The following is a 22,444-nucleotide window of genomic DNA, read 5'->3' on the forward strand; positions in this document are numbered from 1 at the left end:
GCATGACAGATGTAACCGTTAAATCGCTGGCAGCAGAGATTCAGACCCCGGTTGATCGCCTGGTACAGCAGTTTGCTGATGCAGGGATCAAGAAGTCTGAAGTAGACTCCGTTACCCAGCAAGAAAAAGAAACATTGCTGGCGCACCTGAACCGTGAACACGGCAGCGCGCCAAATAAACTCACGTTGCAACGCAAAACGCGTAGCACCTTGAATATTCCGAGCACCGGCGGAAAAAGTAAATCGGTGCAAATCGAGGTCCGCAAGAAACGCACTTATGTAAATACGCCGGAAGCTGAACAAGCGAAAGCGGAAGAGCAGGCACAGCGTGAAGCGGAAGAGCAGGCACAACGTGAAGCAGCAGCGGCAGCGCAGAAAATCGCTGAAGAAAATGCTAAACGTGCGGCCGAAGAACAAGCCAAACGTGAGGCCGCTGAAAAAGCTAAACGCCAAGCAGCGGAAAAAGAAAAAGTGACGAATCAACAAACCGACGAAAAAACCAAGCCAGCTCAGACCGATAAAGCACGCCGTGAAGCTGAAGCTGCCGAGCTGAAACGCTCTGTAGAAGAAGAAACACGCCGTAAGGTCGAAGAAGACGCGAAACGCGTTGCTGAAGAGGCCCGTAAAATGGCGGCTGAAAACGAAGGTAAATGGCCAGAACCTGTGGCTGAGCAGACCGAGTCTGCTGACTACCATGTAACGACCTCTCAACATGCTCGCGCCGCAGAAGATGAAAACGACGCGAAAGTTGAAGGCGATCGCCGTAGCCGCACTCGTGGTGGCAAAGCGACTAAACAGAAAAAAGGCAATAAACTTTCCGAGTCTAAAGCCGATCGCGAAGAAGCGCGTGCCGTTGGCCGTAAGGGTAAACGTAAGCCAAGCACTTTGCAGCAGAGCTTCAACAAGCCAGTGGTTGCGGTAAACCGTGACGTAGTGATTGGCGAAACTGTTACCGTTGCCGAACTGGCTAACAAAATGGCTGTTAAAGGTTCTCAGGTCATCAAAGCGATGATGAAACTGGGTGCAATGGCAACCATCAACCAGGTTATCGATCAGGAAACAGCTCAGCTGGTTGCTGAAGAGATGGGCCACAAAGTTATCCTGCGTCGTGAAAACGAGCTGGAAGAAGCGCTGATGAGCGACCGTGATACAGGTACTGGTATTGCAGCTGAGTCACGCGCTCCAGTTGTCACCATCATGGGCCACGTTGACCACGGTAAAACCTCTCTGCTGGACTACATCCGCTCCACTAAAGTGGCGTCGGGCGAAGCAGGCGGCATTACTCAGCACATCGGTGCTTATCACGTTGAAACTGACAACGGCATGATCACCTTCCTGGATACCCCAGGACACGCAGCGTTTACTTCAATGCGTGCTCGTGGTGCTCAGGCGACAGATATCGTTGTTCTGGTTGTTGCGGCAGACGATGGCGTGATGCCACAGACTATCGAAGCTATCCAGCATGCGAAAGCGGCGAACGTGCCGGTTGTCGTTGCAGTGAACAAAATGGATAAGCCAGAAGCCGATCCAGACCGCGTTAAAACCGAACTGTCTCAGTACGGCATCCAGCCGGAAGAGTGGGGCGGCGAGTCTCAGTTCATCAACGTGTCTGCTAAAGCGGGTACAGGTATTGACGAACTGTTGAACGCAATCCTGCTGCAAGCTGAAGTGCTGGAACTGAAAGCGGTTCGTAGCGGCATGGCAAGCGGTGTGGTTATCGAATCCTTCCTGGATAAAGGCCGTGGCCCAGTTGCTACCGTGCTGGTTCAAGAAGGAACGCTGAACAAGGGCGATATCGTACTGTGTGGCTTCGAGTATGGCCGTGTGCGTGCGATGCGTGACGAATTAGGTCGCGACATCACCTCCGCTGGTCCGTCTATTCCGGTTGAAATTCTGGGTCTGTCCAGCGTTCCTGCTGCCGGTGACGAAGTTACCGTTGTTCGTGATGAGAAAAAAGCGCGTGAAGTTGCACTGTATCGTCAGGGTAAATTCCGCGAAGTTAAACTGGCTCGTCAGCAGAAATCTAAACTGGAAAACATGTTTGCGAACATGACCGAAGGCGAAGTTTCTGAACTGAACATCGTAATCAAGTCTGACGTACAGGGTTCTTGTGAAGCTATCTGTGATTCACTGGAAAAACTGTCTACCGACGAAGTGAAAGTGCGCATTGTGGGTTCAGGCGTTGGTGGTATCACCGAAACTGATGCAACTCTGGCCGCTGCTTCTGGCGCAATCATTCTTGGCTTTAACGTCCGTGCTGATGCTTCAGCCCGTCGCGTAGTTGAGACTGAAGGCCTGGATCTGCGTTACTACTCCGTTATCTATAGCCTGATTGACGAAGTCAAGCAGGCAATGAGCGGTATGTTGGCACCAGAGTACAAACAGCAAATCATTGGTCTGGCTGAAGTTCGTGATGTATTTAAATCACCGAAATTCGGCGCCATTGCTGGTTGTATGGTTACCGAAGGTGTGATTAAGCGTAACAACCCAATCCGCGTTCTGCGTGACAACGTGGTTATCTACGAAGGCGAGCTGGAATCTCTGCGCCGCTTCAAAGATGACGTAAACGAAGTCCGTAACGGTATGGAATGTGGTATCGGCGTTAAGAACTACAACGACGTGCGTACTGGCGATATGATCGAAGTATTCGAAATCATTGAAATCAAACGTACCATCGCTTAACGACCTCTGATCTGCTTATATCCATTTGGGGGGCCTTGGCCCCCCTACTTGTCTGGAGAATCCTAATGGCAAAAGAATTTAGCCGCTCTCAGCGCGTTTCTCAGGAAATGCAAAAAGAGATCGCAATCATTCTACAGCGTGAAATCAAAGATCCTCGTGTCGGTATGGCGACGGTGTCGGGTATCGAACTTTCTCGCGATCTGGCCTACGCCAAGGTTTTTGTCACTTTCCTGAATGTATTAACCGACAATGCCGATCCTGATACGGTCAAAAACGGTATCAAGGCACTGCAAGACGCTTCCGGTTATATCCGTACTTTGCTGGGTAAAGCCATGCGTTTGCGCATTGTGCCCGAGCTGACATTTGCCTATGACAACTCCCTGATTGAAGGGATGCGTATGTCTAACCTGGTCACAAACGTCATCAAAAATGACGTTGAGCGTCAGACCTCTACAGGCACTGACGAGGAGAAGTAATGGGTCGACCACGTCGTCGTGGCCGTGACATTAACGGTGTTCTGTTATTGGACAAACCGTTAGGCCTCTCATCAAATGACGTTTTGCAGAAAGTGAAGCGTCTTTTCAGTGCTAACCGTGCAGGTCATACCGGTGCATTGGACCCATTAGCTACCGGTATGCTGCCTATCTGTCTGGGCGAAGCGACCAAGTTTTCTCAATTCCTGCTGGATTCTGATAAACGCTACCGCGTGATTGCCCGTCTGGGCCAACGTACCGATACCTCTGATGCAGAGGGTGCGTTGATTAGCGAGCGTGACGTCAATTTCACTCAGGAACAGCTGGACGCCGCGTTGGATAGTTTCCGCGGTGACACCCAGCAAGTGCCTTCCATGTATTCTGCGCTGAAACATCAGGGCAAACCGCTGTACGAGTATGCTCGTCAGGGAATCGAAGTGGAGCGAGAAGCCCGTGATATCACGGTCTATGAGCTGCAATTCATTCGTTGGGAAGGTTATGAGCTGGAGCTGGAAATTCATTGCTCAAAAGGTACCTACATTCGCACCATCATTGATGATTTGGGCGAAATGTTAGGCTGCGGTGCCCATGTCAGCTATCTGCGTCGTTTGCAGGTTGCAACTTATCCGAGCGATCGGATGGTGACACTGGAGCAACTAAGCGCCATGGTTGAAACGGCTCAGGCCGAAGAGCGTTCACCTAACCCGGAACTGGATAAACTGTTGCTCCCAATGGATAGCGCAGTGTTGAATTTCCCGGAAGTGAATTTGCTGCCAATCGTTGCAGCTTATGTGAAACAGGGTCAACCGGTTCAGGTGGCGGGTGCGCCAACTGAAGGCATGGTCCGCATGACCGAAGGCGAAGAGCGCAATTTCATCGGCATCGGTATTATTGCTGATGATGGCAGAGTCGCACCGAAACGTTTGGTTGTGGAACACGTAGAATAGGCGCAATCGGCCTATCTTGCGATCCCACACATCAAAGAGTAGAATAGTCCGGCTTACATATTGGGTTGCTGAATTAGAGATCGGCGCCTGTCTAATTTAATCTATTATTTGGAGTTGTATTATGTCTCTAAGTGTTGAAGCGAAAGCTAAAATTGTTGCTGACTTCGGTCGTGGTGCTAACGACACCGGTTCTAGCGAAGTTCAGGTTGCTCTGTTGACTGCACAAATTAACCATTTGCAAAGTCACTTCTCCGAGCACAAAAAAGATCACCACAGCCGTCGTGGTCTGCTGCGTATGGTATCCACGCGTCGTAAGCTGCTGGACTACCTGAAGCGTGAAGATGTAGCGCGTTATGCTTCCCTGATCGAGCGTCTGGGTCTGCGTCGCTAAGTCTGCGAGTTTCGAGTAGAAAGGGGCCTAATTTGGCCCCTTTCTTCTAAGAACCGATGACAGAAAACGTTAACGTATTGTTATTGTTTCTAAAATAGGATCTTCCGTTACAGCATTTCGCGCGGCTAATGAGAGACTTTAGCTCAATGGTGAGTTAAGGGTTGTCATTAGTCGCGAGGATGTAGTGTGAAGATCGGTAAGTAACAGGTGGATCAGGTCGTCAATACGATCGAGCGCCGATCAAGCTAAAGGATATTATTTTGCTGACTCCGATTATTCGTAAGTTCCAGTACGGTCAACATACCGTGACCATTGAAACCGGTATGATGGCTCGCCAGGCAACTGCTGCCGTTATGGTAAGCATGGACGACACCGCAGTATTCGTTACTGTTGTTGGCCAGAAAAAAGCCAAGCCAGGCCAAAGCTTCTTCCCACTGACCGTTAACTATCAGGAGCGTACTTACGCTGCTGGTCGTATCCCAGGCAGTTTCTTCCGTCGTGAAGGCCGTCCAAGCGAAGGCGAAACCCTGACCTCTCGCCTGATTGACCGTCCGATTCGCCCTCTGTTCCCAGAAGGCTTTCTGAATGAAGTTCAGGTTATCGCGACCGTTGTTTCCGTTAACCCACAGGTTAACCCGGACATCGTTGCTCTGATCGGTGCATCTGCGGCTCTGAGCCTGTCAGGTATTCCATTCAACGGCCCAATCGGTGCTGCACGCGTTGGTTTTATCAATGACCAATACGTTCTGAACCCGACGACCGATGAGCTGAAAGAAAGTCGTCTGGATCTGGTTGTTGCCGGTACAGCTGCCGCAGTATTGATGGTTGAATCCGAAGCAGACATCCTGAGCGAAGATCAAATGCTGGGCGCAGTGGTATTCGGTCACGAACAACAACAGGTTGTGATTGAAAACATCAACGCACTGGTTGCTGAAGCGGGCAAACCTAAGTGGGATTGGCAGCCAGAAGCGGTTAACGAAGCGCTGTATGCGCGCGTTGCTGAATTGGCCAGCGCACGTCTGGGCGATGCATACCGTATTACCGAGAAACAAGAGCGTTACACTCAGGTTGATGCAATCAAAGCTGAAGTGACCGAATCTCTGCTGGCGGCAGACGAGACTCTGGATGCTTCAGAAATTCAGGACATCCTGGGCAGCGTAGAGAAAGACGTGGTTCGTAGCCGTGTTCTGCGTGGCGAGCCGCGTATCGATGGCCGCGAAAAAGACATGATCCGTGGTCTGGACGTTCGTACTGGCGTATTGCCACGTACTCACGGTTCAGCACTGTTCACCCGTGGCGAAACTCAGGCGCTGGTAACCGCGACTCTGGGTACCGCACGTGACGCGCAAAATATTGATGAACTGATGGGTGAGCGTACTGACTCATTCCTGCTACACTATAACTTCCCTCCTTACTCTGTTGGTGAAACAGGTATGGTTGGTTCACCTAAGCGTCGTGAGATTGGCCATGGCCGTCTGGCGAAACGCGGTGTGTTGGCCGTTATGCCAAGCCCGAGCGAATTCCCCTATACCATTCGTGTGGTTTCTGAAATCACCGAATCTAACGGTTCTTCCTCAATGGCTTCCGTTTGTGGTGCTTCTCTGGCCCTGATGGACGCTGGCGTGCCAATCAAAGCCGCCGTTGCGGGTATCGCAATGGGTCTGGTTAAAGATGAAGAAAACTTTGTGGTTCTGTCCGATATCTTGGGTGACGAAGATCACTTGGGCGACATGGACTTCAAAGTAGCGGGTAGCCGTGAAGGTATTACCGCGCTGCAAATGGATATTAAAATCGAAGGTATTACCCGCGAAATCATGCAGGAAGCACTGAGCCAGGCCAAGGGTGCGCGTCTGCACATTCTGGGCGTAATGGAACAGGCTATCAGCACACCACGTGGTGATATCTCCGAGTTCGCTCCACGTATCTACACCATGAAGATCAACTCTGACAAAATCAAAGATGTGATCGGTAAAGGTGGTTCTGTGATTCGTGCGCTGACGGAAGAAACAGGTACTACCATCGAAATCGAAGATGATGGCACCATCAAGATTGCAGCAACTGACGGCGAAAAAGCGAAACACGCTATTCGTCGCATCGAAGAAATCACTGCTGAAATCGAAGTGGGTCGCATCTACGCTGGTAAAGTAACTCGTATCGTTGATTTCGGTGCGTTCGTTGCTATCGGTGGCGGTAAAGAAGGTTTGGTTCATATTTCTCAAATCGCTGACAAGCGCGTAGAGAAAGTGACTGATTACCTGCAAATGGGCCAGGAAGTGCCAGTTAAGGTAATGGAAGTTGACCGTCAGGGTCGTATTCGCCTGAGCATCAAAGAAGCGACTACGCCTGATGCAGAAGCTCCAGCGCCTGAAGCAGCAGAGTAATTAAGTCCGTTTTCAACTCCTTGCCAAGAGGCAGGGAGTTGTTCTTATCTCGAGGGCAGGACGCTCTTGTGTTAAACAAGCGGATGAAAGGACGTTTATCCAATGTTTGTCTTCGGGAGTAGGAAATGAAGCCTTTCTTGCGCTGGTGTTACGTTGCGACAGCACTCATGCTGGCAGGATGCAGCAACAATGATTGGCGTAAGGATGAGGTTTTGGCTATCCCGTTGCAGCCTACGCTGCAGCAGGAAGTGATTCTAGCTCGCATGGAACAGATCCTTGCAAGCCGGGCACTAACGGATGATGAGCGCGCGCAGCTTTTATATGAGCGCGGAGTGCTGTATGATAGCCTCGGGCTACGGGCACTAGCGCGAAATGATTTTTCGCAAGCGTTAGCTATTCGTCCTGATATGCCAGAAGTTTTTAACTATCTGGGCATTTATTTAACGCAGGCAGGCAATTTTGATGCTGCCTATGAAGCGTTTGATTCTGTACTAGAGCTTGATCCAACTTACAATTACGCGCGTTTAAATCGGGGCATCGCACTTTATTATGGCGGTCGCTTCCCGTTAGCGCAGGATGATCTGCAGGCGTTTTATCAAGACGATCCAAATGATCCCTTCCGTTCGTTATGGCTGTACCTGGTGGAAAAAGAAATTGATCCCAAGGCTGCCGAAGTAGCGTTGAAACAACGCTATGAAAAGTCGAACAGAGGGCAATGGGGATGGAATATTGTCGAATTCTACTTGGGGAATATCAGCGAAAAAACGCTGATGGAACGCCTCAAGGCGGATGCAACGGATAACACTTCGCTCGCTGAGCATCTCAGTGAAACTGACTTCTATTTAGGTAAACATTACCTAAGTCTGGGGGACAAGGACACCGCTTCGGCGCTGTTCAAACTGACGGTAGCTAACAACGTTCATAACTTTGTTGAGCACCGCTATGCATTGTTGGAATTGGCGCTTTTGGGCCAAGAACAAGACGACCTATCGGAATCGGACCAGCAATAGCTGACGGACAACTATTAGCCTGATATACCTTGGTTTTAACCAATGTTTATCACCTTCGCGGGTGATGGCCTTTTTGTTCGTTTTATAATCTAATTTGAGCCGGTTCACACTTTTCAATGAAAATGACTGAAAATTTTCTCGACGAGTTATGTAGACTGGCTGCCATTATTAATGAGGCACGTGTACATGACTACTGAGCTTGAAACCTCTTTTGCTGATTTGGGGCTGTCCGCTCCTATTCTTTCTGCCCTTACTGATCTGGGCTACGAAAAACCATCTCCAATTCAATTGGAATGTATTCCACACCTGCTGAACGGCCGTGATGTTCTCGGCATGGCGCAGACCGGTAGTGGTAAAACAGCTGCTTTCGGGCTTCCGCTGTTGCACAACATTGACCCAACGCTGAAAGCACCACAGGTGCTGGTACTGGCTCCAACTCGTGAGCTGGCAGTTCAGGTTGCGGAAGCATTATCTAGCTTCTCTAAACATATTAGCGGCGTTAACGTGGTGGCCCTGTACGGCGGCCAGCGTTATGACGTTCAATTACGCGCTTTGCGCCAAGGGCCACAAGTTGTTGTTGGCACCCCAGGTCGTCTGTTAGACCACCTGAAACGCGGTACCCTGAACCTGTCCAACCTGAGCGGTTTAGTGTTGGATGAAGCAGATGAAATGCTGCGTATGGGCTTTATCGAAGACGTAGAGACCATCATGGCGCAGATCCCGGCTGAACATCAGACCGCTCTGTTCTCTGCAACTATGCCAGAAGCTATTCGTCGTATTACCCGTCGCTTCATGAAAGAGCCACAGGAAGTACGCATTCAGTCTAGCAATACTACTCGTCCTGACATCAGTCAGAGCTACTGGAAAGTCGGCGGCGGTTACCGTAAAAACGAAGCGTTGGTGCGTTTCTTGGAATCTGAAGATTTCGACGCGGCAATCATCTTCGTGCGTACCAAAAACGCAACGTTGGAAGTGGCTGAAACTCTGGAGCGCAGTGGCTACAGCAGTGCAGCACTGAACGGCGATATGAACCAGTCCCTGCGTGAGCAGACTCTGGAACGTCTGCGCGATGGTCGTTTGGATATCCTGATTGCAACTGACGTGGCTGCTCGTGGCCTGGACGTTGAGCGTATCAGCCTGGTTGTAAACTATGATATCCCTATGGATTCAGAGTCTTACGTTCACCGTATCGGCCGTACCGGTCGTGCAGGTCGTGCGGGCCGTGCGTTGCTGTTCGTTGAGAACCGTGAACGTCGTCTGTTGCAGAACATCGAACGTACGATGAAGCTGACCATTCCAGAAGTGATGTTACCAAATGCAGAATTACTGGGCGAACGTCGTCTGGCTAAATTCGCGGCTAAAGTTAGCCAGCAGCTGGAAAGTAGCGATCTGGACGTATACCGTGGTCTGTTGACTAAACTGCAACCAGAAGATGAGTTCGATATCGAAACTCTGGCCGCTGCGCTGCTGAAAATGGCACAGGGCGAACGTCCTCTGATTCTGCCACCAGAGCCAGTACGTCGTCCGCAGCGTGAGTTCAGCCCGCGTGAAGACCGTGGCAACGATCGTGGCGATCGCCGTGAGCGTCGTCCGGAAAGCCGTGACGGTGGCGAGCGTCCTGCGCGTCGCGAACGTCGTGACGTTGGCGAGATGGAACTGTACCGCATTGAAGTGGGCCGTGATGATGGTGTTGAAGTTCGTCATATCGTTGGCGCTATTGCTAACGAAGGCGACATCAGTAGCCGTTATATCGGGAATATCAAGCTGTTCGCTTCCCACTCAACCATTGAGCTGCCAAAAGGCATGCCGGGCGATATGCTGTCTCATTTCACCCGTACTCGTATCCTGAACAAGCCGCTGAACATGCAGCTGTTGGGTGATGCGCAGCCTCACGAACGTCGTGAGCGTGCTCCAGGTGCTGGCGCAGAGCGTCGTGGCGGTGGTCGTTCATTCGGCGGCGAACGTCGTGAAGGCGGCAACGGTGCTCCACGTCGTTCATTCGGCGGTGAGCGTCGCGAAGGCGGCAATGGCGGCGAACGTCGTGGCAACCGTGACGCTCAACGTCCAGCTGCCGCACCACGTCGTGATGATGCAGCCGCTCCGGCAGCAGCACCAGCCCGTCGTCGTTTCGGTGACGCATAAGTCATAATCATCTGAATGATGAAAACAAAAACCAGCCTTAGGGCTGGTTTTTTTTATGTCTGTAATTAAAGGATTAGCTTAAATCTGCGTGGGGTTAAGCATATCTTGCTGTAAACCGGCGACAATTTCGAAGGAACGCAGGCGAGCCTGATGATCAAAAATCTGTCCGTTAATCATGATTTCATCCGCCTGAGTCTCACGCAGCAAAGATTGCAGTCCGTGGCGGACTTTACTTTCATCGCCAATTATCGATAACCGTAGCGCCTGATCCACGCCAAACTGTTCCGCCGGTGAACAGATGCTGGACATATCCTGCACCGGAGGAGGAAGTTGCCCTGGTGTGCCACGACGTAGATTAACAAACTGCTGCTGCATGGAAGTAAACAGGAAGCGAGCATCCTGTACGCTATCGGCAGCGACGACGTTAACGCAAACAATGGCGTAAGGCTGCGACCATTCGGCAGAGGGTTTGAAGTTCTCCCGATAGAGTTTCAGTGCCTGAAGCAGCATGTCTGGTGCAAAGTGAGAGGCAAAAGCGAAAGGCAGGCCCATAGCGGCGGCCAGCTGAGCGCTGTACAAGCTAGAACCGAGTAACCATAGCGGAACATGCAAGCCTTGTCCCGGAACGGCCTGCACTGCTTGCTCGGGCTGTGCTTCGGCGAAATAACGCTGTAATTCACGCACGTCCGCAGGGAAATTATCTTCACCGGACAAATGGCGGCGAAGTGCCATCATAGTGCGCTGATCGCTTCCCGGTGCTCGGCCCAACCCCAAATCTATTCGATTAGGATACAGAGAGGCTAGGGTACCAAACTGCTCGGCAATCACTAACGGAGAGTGGTTTGGCAGCATCACGCCACCGGAGCCAAGACGGATTTTTTTGGTTCCAGAGGCGATATAGCCAATTAATACCGAAGTCGCTGCGCTGGCAATGCCAGTCATATTGTGGTGTTCAGCCAGCCAGTAGCGTTGATATCCCCAGTCTTCAGCGCGTTGAGCCAGATCCAATGACGCATGGAAAGCATCGCGAGGGGTTTTTCCCTTGGCTATCGGGGAAAGATCCAAAACGGAAAGGGGGATAAGGCGTTTATCAGTCATAGAATCGTCCATCTTACCTTATGTCGGTTCGCTTGAAGGGCGAGCGCATGAATTAACCTGCTGCTGTGAAAGCTCTGGTAAATAGCGGGTGATTTATTACCAGAGCTGGGAATTTACCTTTAAAGCATAAATGAAATTGCTTGCCCACAAGGGGAAATAAATGCTTCGCCTGATTGGGGCCTTTGTCTCATTTTTATCCGAATTTTGTTCAATTAAAGTGCTGTTGAGTATTTTATTTCGGCTTTGGCTTTCTCGTTGGAATAAGATGGTGAAAGTGGTAGTTGATAATGCTGAAATGCTGCGTTAAGAAGTGAACATAAAATATTTTATGCTGTTTCAATGGCTGCGGGCTGGTTTTATTGTGACGGTAACAGCAGAATGCCGATTAACCATTAATTAATTATGGTTAATCATTTTTGATAGGCATCACAAATGTTACCGTGATTATCTTCGGTTTCATCTGCACTTCAATGAGTTCTTTCAGTCTATCTTATTAATAATCAATTGATTAGAATGCTGCGTCGATAATGACAGCATAAAGTAGCAGGGACAGCGCTCAGAGGGAGATAGATCTTCAGAATAACCCTCTTGAGGTAGAATTATTTTCTATTGAGGCCAGCGGAAGACATGGATGTTAAAACAATATTCTCTGTACGCAAGCGTAATATAGCCAAAAAATAAAAACACCTGCCTGTCTGATAACGCCTATTTTCAGGGCGATGATCGGATAACTGACTCTGTACATTTTAATAACGATAAAACCTACTAACCAGAGAATAAAGGCGAGAGCTATTATGGAAACGGCAAGTTCTAATAAGAGCATCATTTTAATTGACTCTCCGGCGGCACAGCGTGCAAATATGTCTGAAAGCCAATGGCGTGAAGCAATTAAATTTGATAGTACAGATTTTGGCTGGGTCATTATGAGCATCGGGATGGCTATCGGAGCCGGGATTGTGTTTTTACCGGTTCAGGTAGGATTGATGGGGCTTTGGGTATTTTTGTTATCATCAATTATTGGTTATCCTGCGATGTATTTATTTCAGCGTTTATTTATTAATACGCTGGCTGAATCTCCAGAGTGTAAAGACTATCCCAGTGTGATTAGCGGGTATTTAGGAAAAAACTGGGGAATAATATTAGGTGCACTGTATTTTATTATGTTGGTGATCTGGATGTTTGTTTATTCCACCGCCATCACGAATGATAGTGCCTCTTATCTGCAAACTTTTGGCGTGACGGAAGGATTATTATCCGATAATCCGTTCTATGGTTTGGTGCTGATTTGTGTCTTGGTCGCTATTTCCTCCCGAGGGGAAAAACTGCTGTTTAAGTTATCCAGCTTTATGGTGATAACAAAACTGTTAGTGGTTGCGGCCTTAGGCGTCTCTATGGTTGGCATGTGGCATCTTTACAACGTAGGCCTACTGCCACCGGTGGGTTTGCTGATCAAAAATGCCATTATCACTCTGCCATTCACTCTGACTTCCATTCTGTTTATCCAGACGCTAAGCCCAATGGTTATTTCTTATCGGGCAAAAGAAAAGTCGCTGGAAGTTGCACGGCACAAAGCGCTCAGAGCCATGAATATCGCATTCGGAATTCTATTTTGTACCGTATTTTTCTATGCGGTTTCATTTACCTTAGCAATGGGGCATGACGAAGCGGTAAAAGCTTACGAGCAAAATATTTCTGCTTTGGCAATTGCAGCTAAATTTTTCCCTGGTGGCTGGGCAACGGTCGTTAGCGTTATTTTAAATATATTCGCCGTGATGACCGCATTCTTTGGCGTGTATTTAGGATTCCGCGAAGCAACTCAGGGCATTGTGATGAATATATTACGTCGCATAATGCCTGCGGAGAAAATAAATCAGAAATGGGTGCAAAATGGAATTATGGTCTTTGCCGTATTATTGGCATGGGGCGCCATTATTTTAAATGCGCCAGTATTAAGTTTCACCTCTATTTGTAGCCCGATATTTGGTCTGGTTGGTTGTTTGATTCCTGCCTATCTGGTTTATAAAGTTCCAGCACTGCATAAATATAAAGGTGTGTCTTTGATGATTATTATCATCACCGGCATTTTACTGTGTATTTCACCTTTCCTGGCGTTTTCATAAGTTAACGGCATCTGATATTACCTGCTGTAAAGGTTGAAGGTATTCATTATGAGTCACTGTAGTCATTCAGAGTTATGGGATGAATTCATCCGCGCGGTAAAACAGGAAGTTCAACCCGCTATCGGCTGCACCGAACCTGTTTCGTTGGCATTGGCCGCGGCTATAGCCGCATCTCATTTGTCAGGAGCCATCGAACGTATTGAAGCACGTGTTTCCCCCAATTTGATGAAGAACGGGATGGGCGTTACTGTGCCGGGAACCGGCATGGTCGGGTTAACAATAGCTGCCGCCGTGGGGGCGCTGGCTGGCGATGCTCAGGCGGGTTTGGAAGTGCTGAAGCACATTAGCGCGGAGAAACTGGCAGCCGCGAAAGCTATGCTGTCTCAGGGAAGCGTTCGGGTCACGATGCAGGAAAGTAAATATATCCTGTTTTCCGAAGCGACGTTATATAGCGGTGATGAATGGGTGACTGCCACTATTGCCGGTGGGCATACGAGGTTGGTTAACATTGTAAGAAATGGTGAAGTACTGTTTGCATTCGGTGATTCTGGCCATGAAATTCATGATGGGAATGAACCTACACTGGGTTATTGCTTGAAGCAGGCCGATGCTCGTTCAGTTTATCAGTTCGCCACAGAGGTTCCATTTGAGCGTATCGCCTTTATTCTACAGGCGGCGCGACTAAATGGTGCGCTGTCTGATGAGGGGTTGAGCGGCAATTATGGCCTGCATATTGGTGCAACGCTGGCTCGCCAGCGGCAGCGTGGATTACTGGCGCAAGACTTATTGTCGAATATTATGATTCGCACCGCTGCCGCTTCAGATGCGCGCATGGGCGGGGCAACGTTGCCGGCGATGAGTAATTCAGGATCGGGAAATCAGGGGATTGCGGCCACTATGCCGGTCGTGGTGGTGGCGGAGCATCTGGGAGCCAGTGAGGAACAGCTGGCGCGGGCGTTGATGCTATCTCATCTGATGGCGATTTATATCCATAGCCAGCTCCCGTCATTGTCGGCTTTGTGTGCCGCAACCACCGCTTCTATGGGGGCCGCGGCGGGAATGGCATGGCTAATTGAACCGGGTTATGACGCTGTAGCTATGGCGATTAGCAGCATGATCGGCGACATTAGCGGCATTATCTGCGACGGCGCGGCCAATAGCTGCGCGATGAAAGTCTCAACCAGCGTAACGGCAGCTTATAAAGCGGTGCTTATGGCGTTGGATCACAGCGGCGTAACCGGCAACGAAGGCATAGTCGCGGGGGATGTCGATAGCTCCATTTCCAATCTGTGCGCTCTGGCTTGTGGCGCGATGAGGCAAACCGATAGCCAGATTATCGATATTATGGCTCATAAGGCATGTGTCTGAAATCACGCTAAATTAGGCAAAAAAATGGGAGAGGCAGAAATACCTCTCCCTGTTTATTTCCAACTTATCGAACCTTAAGAAACCAGTTCCAAACCGGCTACCCGACGCCAGTAACCATTGCAGTCGGCTTTATCCGTCAGGGTCAGCGGAGCCAGACCTTTTTCATTGGCACGGAATTTATCGATCATGGTGAGCGCTTCGGTACTGTGTGGCGATAAACGCACGATATCCACCAATCCTTGCATAGAAATTAGGTCATTACCTAGGTTATAGCAGTAACCACTTTGCGTCTGAATGCCATTGAGAACAAATACTTGCTGATTTTCCTGTGAGAGAATACTGCGCCCCTGAGGGTACTTGATGCAGCAGGTCTCGCACTCGTCTTTAGCTCGATCCTCGGAACGAGCGGTAAAGCAGCGAGCCGAATAAGCTAACGGCAGATAGCCGTAAGCCAGCACTTCTACTTCGAATTTATTACGGAATCCCAGCTCATCACACTGAATCAGCATGTTTTCCAACCAGTCTCGCGAGAGCTCTACCGGCATACACCAACGCATCATGCCCTGACGATGTAGAATACGCAGGGTATAGGCGTTATAGCAGTTGAGCGCGTGGCCTGCTACGAAGGGCAGTCCTCGCTCAGCGGCCATATTCACCGTACCAAAGTCATTGGCTTCTAACAGAAAATCGCCGTTTTCTACATAACGTTTGAGTTCAGTCAGTTCTGAAGGGGCCTGTAGCAATGCAAGGGTAGAAATCGCTACCTGCTTTCCGCTGGAAGCGACTTGTTTCGCCAGTTCCAGCCAGTCGCCTACTTTCATTTCACGTCGTTTGGTACAAACGTTTTCACCAAGATAAATAATATCGGCACTGCTTTCACAGGCTTTCTGATAGAAAGCCTCAATATCTGTTTTTGGCCAGTAATAAAGCACTGCGCCCAATGAGTATTTCATGCTTTTTCCACCCTACTGCCACTTGCGATGATAAGCGCCCAGCGTTGTTTGGGTGCCTTCTGACATCGAACCTAGTTGCTCCATCCATTCGGTTTTTGCTGCGAATTTTGCCGGTTCTTTCTGATAGAGGTCGATGGCCTGACGCCAGACTTTAGCAACCTGGCTGACGTAAGCCGGGCTACGTTGGCGGCCTTCAATTTTGACCGAAGCGATATTGGCCGCGAAAAGTTCCGGCAACAGCTCCAGCGTATTGAGGCTGGTGGGTTCTTCCAGCGCGTGGTAACGCTGCCCGTCAACCAGGTAGCGACCTTTGCACAACGTGGGGTAACCGGCGTTTTCATCGTCCTGATAGCGGTCGATCAGCACTTCGTTCAGGCGGGATTCCATGCCCTGCGGCGTCTGTTGCCAGCGCACATAGCGGGCCGGAGAACAGGCACCGACGGTATTGGGAGATTCACCGGTAAGATAGGAGGAAAGGTAACAGCGGCCTTCAGCCATAATGCACAGGCTACCGAAAGCAAAAACTTCCAGCGGCACCGGGCTGGTGCGGGAAAGCTGTTTTACCTGATGCATAGACAGCACTCGCGGTAAAACTACCCTTGCTACATCAAAGTTGCGTTGGTAAAAACGGATGGCCTCGTCGTTTGTAGCCGAAGCCTGAACCGAAACGTGGCGTTCCACCTCGGGATAGCGCTCGGCGGCATATTCCAGCATCGCCAAATCTGCCAGTATCAACGCATCTGCACCCAGTTGAGCCGCCATATCGACGGCGCGTTGCCAGCGGGAAAAACCGTCCGGATGGGCAAAAGTGTTGATGGCAATGTGCAGCTTACGTTTCCGGCTGTGAACGTAATTCACCGCCTCTTGCAGCTTTTTATCGGTAAAATTCAGTCCGGCAAAATGGCGGGCGTTAGTATCATCTTTCAAGCCGATGTACACAGCATCAGCGCCGTTATCCACCGCAGCTTTTAGCGCGGGCAAATTACCGGCAGGACAAAGCAGCTCCATAGAAATTTCCTGAATGAGTCAGCGGCAATACCTCGGCATTACCAGAGGTAGTAAATAATCCTCATCCGTAGATGATCGTGGTGACATGGATAATTTTAACGAGGAGCAATTTTAGTTAACCTGCTGCAGACATATCTTGATTTGGGGCAGTTTCTTCCGCATTGCTGATAGTGTTCTGATATTTAGCAAAGAAAGCATCGGTAATCTGGTGCAGAATTTATTGATTTAGTCCGCGTGGGTCGTCTATCCGTGTGGCAAAATAGAAACCGATGAATTCAAAGGAGTCAGCCTGTGTTGGGAAAACTACGAGCACACCTTGTGCGCCAAGGGCCTGCGCTGCTGCGGGCCCCGCTGAAAATTACGCCTTTTGCTGTGCAGCGTCAGGTACTGGAACAGGTACTAAGCTGGCAGTTCCGCCAGGCGCTTGAAGAGGGCGATCTGAAGTTTCTTGCTGGTCGCTGGCTGAAGATTGAAGTGCGGGATCTCGCATTACAATGGTTTATGACAGTGGAAAACGGTAGGCTGGTGGTGAGCCAACAGGCGGACGCTGATGTCAGCTTCAGTGGTGATGCCAACGATCTTGTATTGATCGCTGCCCGTAAAGAAGATCCGGACACGCTGTTTTTCCAGCGTCGACTGCGTATTGAAGGGGATACCGAATTGGGCCTGTATGTAAAAAATTTGATGGATGCCATCGAGTTGGAATCCATGCCAACATTGCTACGAGTGGGTCTGCAACAACTGGCCGATTTTATTGAAGCAGGGCAACAAGAGGGCGCGGAGCAGACTTCCCGTGCCGTGGTATCGTGTTGATCCGTACCGAGATCCCAGTAGACGCACCGGGGATCGATAAACTGCTGCGTGAGTCTTTTCCCAGCGATGGGGAAGCAAAGCTGGTGCAACAACTGCGTGAAGACGGTTTACTGACGCTAGGTATCGTCGCGACCGATGATGAAGGTGGCGTGGTGGGCTATGCAGCATTCAGCCCGGTAGATATTGAAGGGGAAGATCGTCAGTGGGTCGGTTTGGGTCCTCTGGCCGTGAAAGAAGATTTACGTTGTCAGGGGTTGGGCGAAAAACTGGTATATGAAGGTTTGGACGCGCTGAATGAATTCGGCTATTCCGCCGTGGTGGTACTGGGCGATCCGGCATACTATCAGCGTTTTGGTTTCAAACCTGCGGCTGACGCTCAGCTATATTGCCGTTGGCCAGGTTGCGAAGCGGCATTTCAGGTTTACTCACTGGCTCCCGATGCTTTGGATGGAGTCACTGGCCAGGTAAATTACGCCGAAGCCTTTAATCAGCTGTAATTATTGCTGATTTTTCAGGTAACAGTAAATCTGCTACACAAGAAGGCTGGTCGCGTACCAGCCTTTCTTTTTGCTTTTTTGTCAGCTGTTTCAGGCGATATTCCAGTTTTAGCGCGGTGGAGCGATCGCCCGCCACGCAGTGAAAAACCAGGTTCAATTCTCCTTTTCCTCGCAAAGATTTAGCGCCTTTACCCGACTGATGCTGTGCCAGACGGCGTGAAACATCGGTAGTTATACCGGTATATAAACTGCCTGCGGCGGTACGAATCAGATAAATAGACCAGATGCTTTCCGACATAACGCTCTCTGTTGAATGAGGGGCGGGAATATTATCGTCGGAATCAGGACTGAAGCACGGTTTTTTTATCCGGTATGAAAAACCGGAGGAAACAACGCGGACGGCAAAGGGCTTGCCGCCCGTGAAGCTGCTGCTTATTTGGTTTTATCTGCCAGAGCAAAGCGAGGTGAAACCAGGCCGTAGAGCGTCCAGCCCAGGAAGGTCACAATCGCGCCCCACATCATGGCTTCCTGACCTGAGCTATACAGGGCGTAGAAGCTATACATGGCACCGATAAAGGCAATGATATTGGCTCGACGAGCCTTAGCTGCCGGTACGTTAGCGGCTTTTTGAATGATAACCAAAGCAGCCATAGACAAAATATATGGAATGATGTTGGTTACGACCGCCAGATTGACCAGCACATTGAACTGTTTATTCAGCGATGGGCTGATAGTCATCAGAGACAGGACGCTCTGAATAATGACGATGGTCAACATGCCTTTGATCGGCGCATTGGCTTTACTCACTTTAGAGAAGATTTTCGGGAAGAAACCTTCGTCCGCAGAGGATTTGAATACCTGTGCGATGGTGAACTGCCAGCCGAGTAGGGAACCTACGCAGGACATAATCATTAGCGCCATAATTATTTTACCCACGGCAGGGGTAAACATATAGGCAAATGCCAGACCGAAAGGCGCAGTGGAATTAGCCAGATCCATGTTTGGTACGATACCGGCAATCACGTTGGTCGAAATAATGTAGATAAAGGCCGCGCCTAAAGTACCGCCCAGCACGGCGATAGGAACATTACGCTCAGGATTTTCTACCGCATCGGTATTGGCACAGGCGGATTCCAGACCCAGGAAGGCCCATAGAGTCATGGAGATGGATGAACCGATAGCTTCAAAGGTTGGGAAACCGTGTGGGTTCCAGGAGGCGACATAGGCATCGGCGCTAAACCACCACCAACCGATAACTGAAATACCCAGCACAGGAATGATAACGCCCCAAATGGTTACACTACTGATTTGGCCGGTAATGCGTGCGCCGCCAAAGTTAGCGACTGTTGCTAACCAGAGGACGCCAATGGTCGCCAGACAGATCCCCAGCGGGCTGAGAGTGCTGCCCAGCAATTCAGTACCATAGCCAACGGCAGAAATAGCGATGGCGATATTGGCGATCAGCAACGATGCACCGTAGGTATAGTTCGCCATAAAGTTGCCGGATTTACCAAAGGCATATTCGGCGTAGCCGCCCATACCGCCAGATTTACGGCTGAACATGCCGCATTGGGCGAAAGCATAGGCCAGCGCCATGGAACCTACGGCGGTGACAAGCCAAGATACGATAGAAATGGTGCCGACTTCGGCGAGTTTAGTTGGTAGCATAATTATGCCAGAACCCATCATGTTAACCGCCGTCAGAATGGTTAACTGTACTACGCCCATCTTATTATTAGATTTACTCATATTATTTTCTCTTTTTATCTTTCAGAGACTGCGGAGATAAATATCCCCGCAGGTTTGAGTGTCATTTTTGGTGTTGTATAAATAAAATATTTATTATTTTTTCATCATGTAGCCGTAGGCGCGATTCCAGCCGTCTTCGTCTACTTGTAAATACACGCCTTGTAATTCTGGTGCAAAGCCAGGCAATAAATTGATGCTTTCTTCTAATGCCAGGAAATAACGTTGCGCTGCGCCACCCCAAACTTCCCCAGGAACGACACACAATACTCCCGGTGGGTAAGGAAGCGCGCCTTCTGCGGCAATACGACCTTCTGCTTTACATAATGGAACCAGCTCTACGTTGCCACGAACAAATTCAATATTGGCATCTTGCGGATTCATCATAACTTTCGGGAAATATTGTTTACGGAACATTTCTTTCTGCAATTGTTTTACGTCGTAGCTGACGTAAAGGTCGTGCATTTCCTGACACAGGCGGCCAATGGTGTAACCTTTATAACGGGCTTCATTATTGCGATAGACCGTTGGTAATACGTCGCACAACAAAGCATCTTCTTCAATGAAACGCTCGAATCGGGCGATTTGCGCAACCAGATGCTGCATTTTTGCCAGGTCTTCTGCAGGTGTTAATAAGAACAGAATTGAATTGAGGTCACATTTTTCTGGCACAATGCCATTTTCCCGCAGGAAATTAGCCAAAATAGTAGCTGGAATACCTGATTGAGTATATTCACCAGTATTGGTATCAATTCCTGGCGTGGTTAATAATAGCTTGCAAGGGTCAACAAAATATTGGGAAGCTTCATACCCTTCGAAAGCATGCCATTTCTCACCGGGAATAAAGTTAAAGAAACGCAAGTCTTGCGCCATGGTTTCAGTGTCATATTCTTGCCACGGTTTTCCGTCTACGCTAACCGGAACGAAAGGCTTAATCATAGAACAGGTATTTAACAGCATTTTACGGGCTTCAATCCCGTTTTTAACACATTCCAACCACATACGGCGGCCGCTTTCCCCTTCATGCATTTTCGCATTGACATCCAGAGCGGCGAATAATGGATAGAATGGGCTGGTGGATGCATGAAGCATAAAGGCGTTATTAAAGCGTTTATGATTACAGTAACGATCCTGACCTTTAATATGTTTATCTTTTTTATGAATTTGCGACGTTTGAGAGAAGCCAGCCTGTTGTTTATGTACTGACTGGGTCACAATAATACCCGGATCGTTTTCGTTCAGCTCCAGTAATAATGGTGAACAATCCTTCATCATTGGAATAAATTGTTCGTAGCCAACCCAGGCGGAGTCGAACAGAATGTAATCGCATAAATGACCAATTTTATCGACAACCTGACGAGCGTTATAAATGGTGCCGTCGTAAGTTCCCAATTGAATAATTGCCAATCGGAAAGGACGAGGTGCATCAGCACGGTCAGGCGATACGCTACGTATTTGTTCACGCAGGTATTTTTCTTCAAAACAGTGGGCATCGATACCGCCGATAAAGCCAAACGGGTTACGAGCCGTTTCCAGATAAACTGGCGTTGCGCCAGCTTGAATTAAGGCACCGTGATGGTTAGATTTATGGTTATTACGGTCAAACAGAACCAGATCGCCACGGGCCAGAATCGCATTGGTTGCGACTTTATTAGAGGCTGAAGTCCCGTTAAGAACGAAATAGGTTTTATCGGCATTAAATACTTTTGCCGCGTGTTTCTGTGCATCGCAAGGCGCGCCTTCATGAATCAGCAAATCACCTAATTTGACATCAGCGTTACACATATCTGAACGGAAAATTGTTTCGCCATAAAAATCGAAGAATTGGCGACCTACCGGATGTTTGCGGAAGAATTGGCCGCCCTGATGACCCGGACAGGCGAAAGTAGAATTACCCATTTCAACGTATTTTGTTAGTGTGTTGAAAAATGGTGGTAATAGCTCATTTTCGTATTTTTCGGCAGCAGATTCTAATTGTTTACCGTAGAATCCGGTGTTGTCACCGCACAATTCAAATACGCCATTGAGGGAAGGCAATACATCATTATTTAGCTCTTCTTCGCAGCATACGGCAGCGAAAATAGGAATGTTAAACCCTAATTTATGAATGGAATCAATAACGCCATTATTTATATCTTGAACTGATAAAACCACCGCTGAAACATCGGTAAAATCAGTATGTAAAACATCAACAATTTCCCGCTGGGTTTCAAAACAAGAGATTGCTGAAGCACTTGCCGCAATATTTAATTTTTTCATTTTTGCTCTCTTTTATTTAGGGTGTATCAACCCGTCCAACTTGTAGGTGCGTTGGATTTCGTTTCATTAATTTTTTTGTATAGCAATCCACATCAATGACGTTGAGACATTAATTATTTGAAATGCTAATTTTCGCCTGCACTGTTTCTCACCTAAAAAATAGGCAAAGAATTTCTTAAGCCATTAAATTACGGCAAAAGTTCACATCACGAATTAATTGGATAAGTTAACGAACGATTTATTCCGACAGATGAAAAATGTAAATCTGTAGGTTAAGTAAATCGATAATTAAGCATCATTTTTGAAACAGACAATAGTTAACCGACGCCAAATGCATTCGCAATTTTCGCACAAGCTAAATATTGTGTTTATGACAATGACGATCCAATAAGTACGGATGTCATCGCAGGAGGGATATTATCTGTAATGGAAATAAGAGAAGTTAAAATAGCTACGATGAGCCGGCATCATAAGATGAGTTGTCCGCCTTATATGCGCCATCTTCTTGTTGTTATTTTCCATTTTCGTAACGTCTCTTTGTTTTTGAACAATGGGTT

At 48.8% G+C, this 22,444-nt stretch carries 20 protein-coding genes; 13 read left to right on the top strand and 7 right to left on the bottom strand.

The features are described 5' to 3' along the window. Positions 1 to 2 precede the first annotated feature (2 nt). The 8 genes from infB (at position 3) to PL78_RS13150 (ending at position 10,025) form a co-directional block, all read left to right on the top strand. On the top strand, positions 3 to 2,681 hold the full coding sequence (gene infB / locus PL78_RS13120; protein WP_064516128.1) for a translation initiation factor IF-2: 2,679 nt from the start codon (positions 3 to 5) through the stop codon (positions 2,679 to 2,681). 65 nt (positions 2,682 to 2,746) lie between these two features. Further along, a complete protein-coding gene (gene rbfA / locus PL78_RS13125; protein ID WP_049599431.1) occupies positions 2,747 to 3,157 on the top strand; it encodes a 30S ribosome-binding factor RbfA in 411 nt (136 codons plus the stop codon). Next, positions 3,157 to 4,101, top strand: a complete 945-nt coding sequence (gene truB / locus PL78_RS13130; RefSeq protein WP_064516130.1) for a tRNA pseudouridine(55) synthase TruB — start codon at positions 3,157 to 3,159, stop codon at positions 4,099 to 4,101. The genes rbfA and truB overlap by 1 nt, the downstream gene beginning before the upstream one ends. Positions 4,102 to 4,222: 121 nt before the next feature. Beyond that, a complete protein-coding gene (rpsO, locus tag PL78_RS13135; RefSeq protein WP_049599438.1) occupies positions 4,223 to 4,492 on the top strand; it encodes a 30S ribosomal protein S15 in 270 nt (89 codons plus the stop codon). Positions 4,493 to 4,752: 260 nt separating this feature from the next. Further along, positions 4,753 to 6,873, top strand: a complete 2,121-nt coding sequence (gene pnp / locus PL78_RS13140; protein WP_064516133.1) for a polyribonucleotide nucleotidyltransferase — start codon at positions 4,753 to 4,755, stop codon at positions 6,871 to 6,873. Positions 6,874 to 6,998: 125 nt separating this feature from the next. Next, positions 6,999 to 7,883 (top strand): lipoprotein NlpI, encoded by an 885-nt coding sequence (gene nlpI, locus PL78_RS13145; protein ID WP_064516134.1) that lies wholly within the window; start codon positions 6,999 to 7,001, stop codon positions 7,881 to 7,883. 122 nt (positions 7,884 to 8,005) lie between these two features. Then, entirely contained in the window at positions 8,006 to 8,080 is a 75-nt protein-coding gene (yrbN, locus tag PL78_RS21095) for a protein YrbN (protein WP_223499600.1), read from the top strand. Further along, on the top strand, positions 8,070 to 10,025 hold the full coding sequence (locus PL78_RS13150) for a DEAD/DEAH family ATP-dependent RNA helicase (protein ID WP_064516136.1): 1,956 nt from the start codon (positions 8,070 to 8,072) through the stop codon (positions 10,023 to 10,025). The genes yrbN and PL78_RS13150 overlap by 11 nt, the downstream gene beginning before the upstream one ends. A gap of 78 nt (positions 10,026 to 10,103) precedes the next feature. On the opposite strand, the gene PL78_RS13155 is transcribed toward PL78_RS13150, so the two are convergent. After that, positions 10,104 to 11,123 carry a luciferase-like monooxygenase gene (locus PL78_RS13155; RefSeq protein WP_120806338.1) on the bottom strand — a complete coding sequence of 340 codons (1,020 nt, stop codon included), beginning with the start codon at positions 11,121 to 11,123 and terminating at the stop codon, positions 10,104 to 10,106. A gap of 160 nt (positions 11,124 to 11,283) precedes the next feature. Here PL78_RS13155 and PL78_RS20470 point away from each other — a divergent pair, with 160 nt between their 5' ends. The 3 genes from PL78_RS20470 to PL78_RS13170 all read left to right on the top strand — a co-directional run bounded on the left by PL78_RS20470 (position 11,284) and on the right by PL78_RS13170 (position 14,611). Continuing rightward, positions 11,284 to 11,430 carry a hypothetical protein gene (locus tag PL78_RS20470; protein WP_158513765.1) on the top strand — a complete coding sequence of 49 codons (147 nt, stop codon included), beginning with the start codon at positions 11,284 to 11,286 and terminating at the stop codon, positions 11,428 to 11,430. A gap of 487 nt (positions 11,431 to 11,917) precedes the next feature. Then, positions 11,918 to 13,243, top strand: coding sequence for an SLC5/6 family protein (locus tag PL78_RS13165; RefSeq protein ID WP_049599453.1), 1,326 nt, complete (start codon positions 11,918 to 11,920; stop codon positions 13,241 to 13,243). Between the two features lie 48 nt (positions 13,244 to 13,291). Beyond that, entirely contained in the window at positions 13,292 to 14,611 is a 1,320-nt protein-coding gene (locus PL78_RS13170) for an L-cysteine desulfidase family protein (RefSeq protein ID WP_064516143.1), read from the top strand. A gap of 74 nt (positions 14,612 to 14,685) precedes the next feature. Here the strand turns inward: PL78_RS13170 and PL78_RS13175 are convergent, their stop codons facing one another. Together PL78_RS13175 and ubiU are read right to left on the bottom strand one after the other, a co-directional pair. Then, positions 14,686 to 15,564 carry a U32 family peptidase gene (locus tag PL78_RS13175; protein ID WP_064516145.1) on the bottom strand — a complete coding sequence of 293 codons (879 nt, stop codon included), beginning with the start codon at positions 15,562 to 15,564 and terminating at the stop codon, positions 14,686 to 14,688. A 12-nt stretch (positions 15,565 to 15,576) separates the two neighbouring features. After that, entirely contained in the window at positions 15,577 to 16,572 is a 996-nt protein-coding gene (ubiU, locus tag PL78_RS13180; RefSeq protein WP_064516147.1) for a ubiquinone anaerobic biosynthesis protein UbiU, read from the bottom strand. A gap of 291 nt (positions 16,573 to 16,863) precedes the next feature. On the opposite strand from ubiU, the gene ubiT reads away from it, so the two are divergent. Together ubiT and PL78_RS13190 are read left to right on the top strand one after the other, a co-directional pair. Beyond that, the gene (gene ubiT, locus PL78_RS13185; RefSeq protein ID WP_064516149.1) at positions 16,864 to 17,385 is read left to right on the top strand and encodes a ubiquinone anaerobic biosynthesis accessory factor UbiT; all 522 of its coding nucleotides are present in this window, start codon (positions 16,864 to 16,866) and stop codon (positions 17,383 to 17,385) included. Next, positions 17,379 to 17,882, top strand: a complete 504-nt coding sequence (locus PL78_RS13190; RefSeq protein WP_064516151.1) for a GNAT family N-acetyltransferase — start codon at positions 17,379 to 17,381, stop codon at positions 17,880 to 17,882. Before ubiT ends, PL78_RS13190 begins: the two co-directional genes overlap by 7 nt. On the opposite strand, the gene PL78_RS13195 is transcribed toward PL78_RS13190, so the two are convergent. From PL78_RS13195 to speFL, 4 genes are all read right to left on the bottom strand, one after another. Next, the gene (locus PL78_RS13195; RefSeq protein ID WP_064516153.1) at positions 17,869 to 18,180 is read right to left on the bottom strand and encodes a GIY-YIG nuclease family protein; all 312 of its coding nucleotides are present in this window, start codon (positions 18,178 to 18,180) and stop codon (positions 17,869 to 17,871) included. The two genes, PL78_RS13190 and PL78_RS13195, sit on opposite strands and share 14 nt — an antisense overlap. A gap of 134 nt (positions 18,181 to 18,314) precedes the next feature. Continuing rightward, a complete protein-coding gene (gene potE, locus PL78_RS13200; RefSeq protein ID WP_064516155.1) occupies positions 18,315 to 19,631 on the bottom strand; it encodes a putrescine-ornithine antiporter in 1,317 nt (438 codons plus the stop codon). A 93-nt stretch (positions 19,632 to 19,724) separates the two neighbouring features. After that, positions 19,725 to 21,887: an ornithine decarboxylase SpeF gene (gene speF, locus PL78_RS13205; protein WP_064516158.1), complete on the bottom strand. Its 2,163-nt coding sequence runs from the start codon at positions 21,885 to 21,887 to the stop codon at positions 19,725 to 19,727. 417 nt (positions 21,888 to 22,304) lie between these two features. Next, entirely contained in the window at positions 22,305 to 22,409 is a 105-nt protein-coding gene (speFL, locus tag PL78_RS20315; RefSeq protein ID WP_115175270.1) for a leader peptide SpeFL, read from the bottom strand. Between the last annotated feature and the right edge of the window lie 35 nt (positions 22,410 to 22,444).

Source organism: Yersinia entomophaga, assembly GCF_001656035.1.
Lineage (GTDB): Bacteria > Pseudomonadota > Gammaproteobacteria > Enterobacterales > Enterobacteriaceae > Yersinia > Yersinia entomophaga.

Excerpts from the sequence above, each read along its gene's own strand:
- infB (WP_064516128.1), top strand. The coding sequence starts at position 3 with ATGACAGATGTAACCGTTAAATCGCTGGCAGCAGAGATTCAGACCCCG.
- rbfA (WP_049599431.1), top strand. The coding sequence starts at position 2,747 with ATGGCAAAAGAATTTAGCCGCTCTCAGCGCGTTTCTCAGGAAATGCAA.
- truB (WP_064516130.1), top strand. The coding sequence starts at position 3,157 with ATGGGTCGACCACGTCGTCGTGGCCGTGACATTAACGGTGTTCTGTTA.
- rpsO (WP_049599438.1), top strand. The coding sequence starts at position 4,223 with ATGTCTCTAAGTGTTGAAGCGAAAGCTAAAATTGTTGCTGACTTCGGT.
- nlpI (WP_064516134.1), top strand. The coding sequence starts at position 6,999 with ATGAAGCCTTTCTTGCGCTGGTGTTACGTTGCGACAGCACTCATGCTG.
- PL78_RS13150 (WP_064516136.1), top strand. The coding sequence starts at position 8,070 with ATGACTACTGAGCTTGAAACCTCTTTTGCTGATTTGGGGCTGTCCGCT.
- PL78_RS13155 (WP_120806338.1), bottom strand. The coding sequence starts at position 11,123 with ATGACTGATAAACGCCTTATCCCCCTTTCCGTTTTGGATCTTTCCCCG.
- PL78_RS20470 (WP_158513765.1), top strand. The coding sequence starts at position 11,284 with ATGCTTCGCCTGATTGGGGCCTTTGTCTCATTTTTATCCGAATTTTGT.
- PL78_RS13165 (WP_049599453.1), top strand. The coding sequence starts at position 11,918 with ATGGAAACGGCAAGTTCTAATAAGAGCATCATTTTAATTGACTCTCCG.
- PL78_RS13170 (WP_064516143.1), top strand. The coding sequence starts at position 13,292 with ATGAGTCACTGTAGTCATTCAGAGTTATGGGATGAATTCATCCGCGCG.
- PL78_RS13175 (WP_064516145.1), bottom strand. The coding sequence starts at position 15,564 with ATGAAATACTCATTGGGCGCAGTGCTTTATTACTGGCCAAAAACAGAT.
- ubiU (WP_064516147.1), bottom strand. The coding sequence starts at position 16,572 with ATGGAGCTGCTTTGTCCTGCCGGTAATTTGCCCGCGCTAAAAGCTGCG.
- PL78_RS13195 (WP_064516153.1), bottom strand. The coding sequence starts at position 18,180 with ATGTCGGAAAGCATCTGGTCTATTTATCTGATTCGTACCGCCGCAGGC.
- potE (WP_064516155.1), bottom strand. The coding sequence starts at position 19,631 with ATGAGTAAATCTAATAATAAGATGGGCGTAGTACAGTTAACCATTCTG.
- speF (WP_064516158.1), bottom strand. The coding sequence starts at position 21,887 with ATGAAAAAATTAAATATTGCGGCAAGTGCTTCAGCAATCTCTTGTTTT.
- speFL (WP_115175270.1), bottom strand. The coding sequence starts at position 22,409 with ATGGAAAATAACAACAAGAAGATGGCGCATATAAGGCGGACAACTCAT.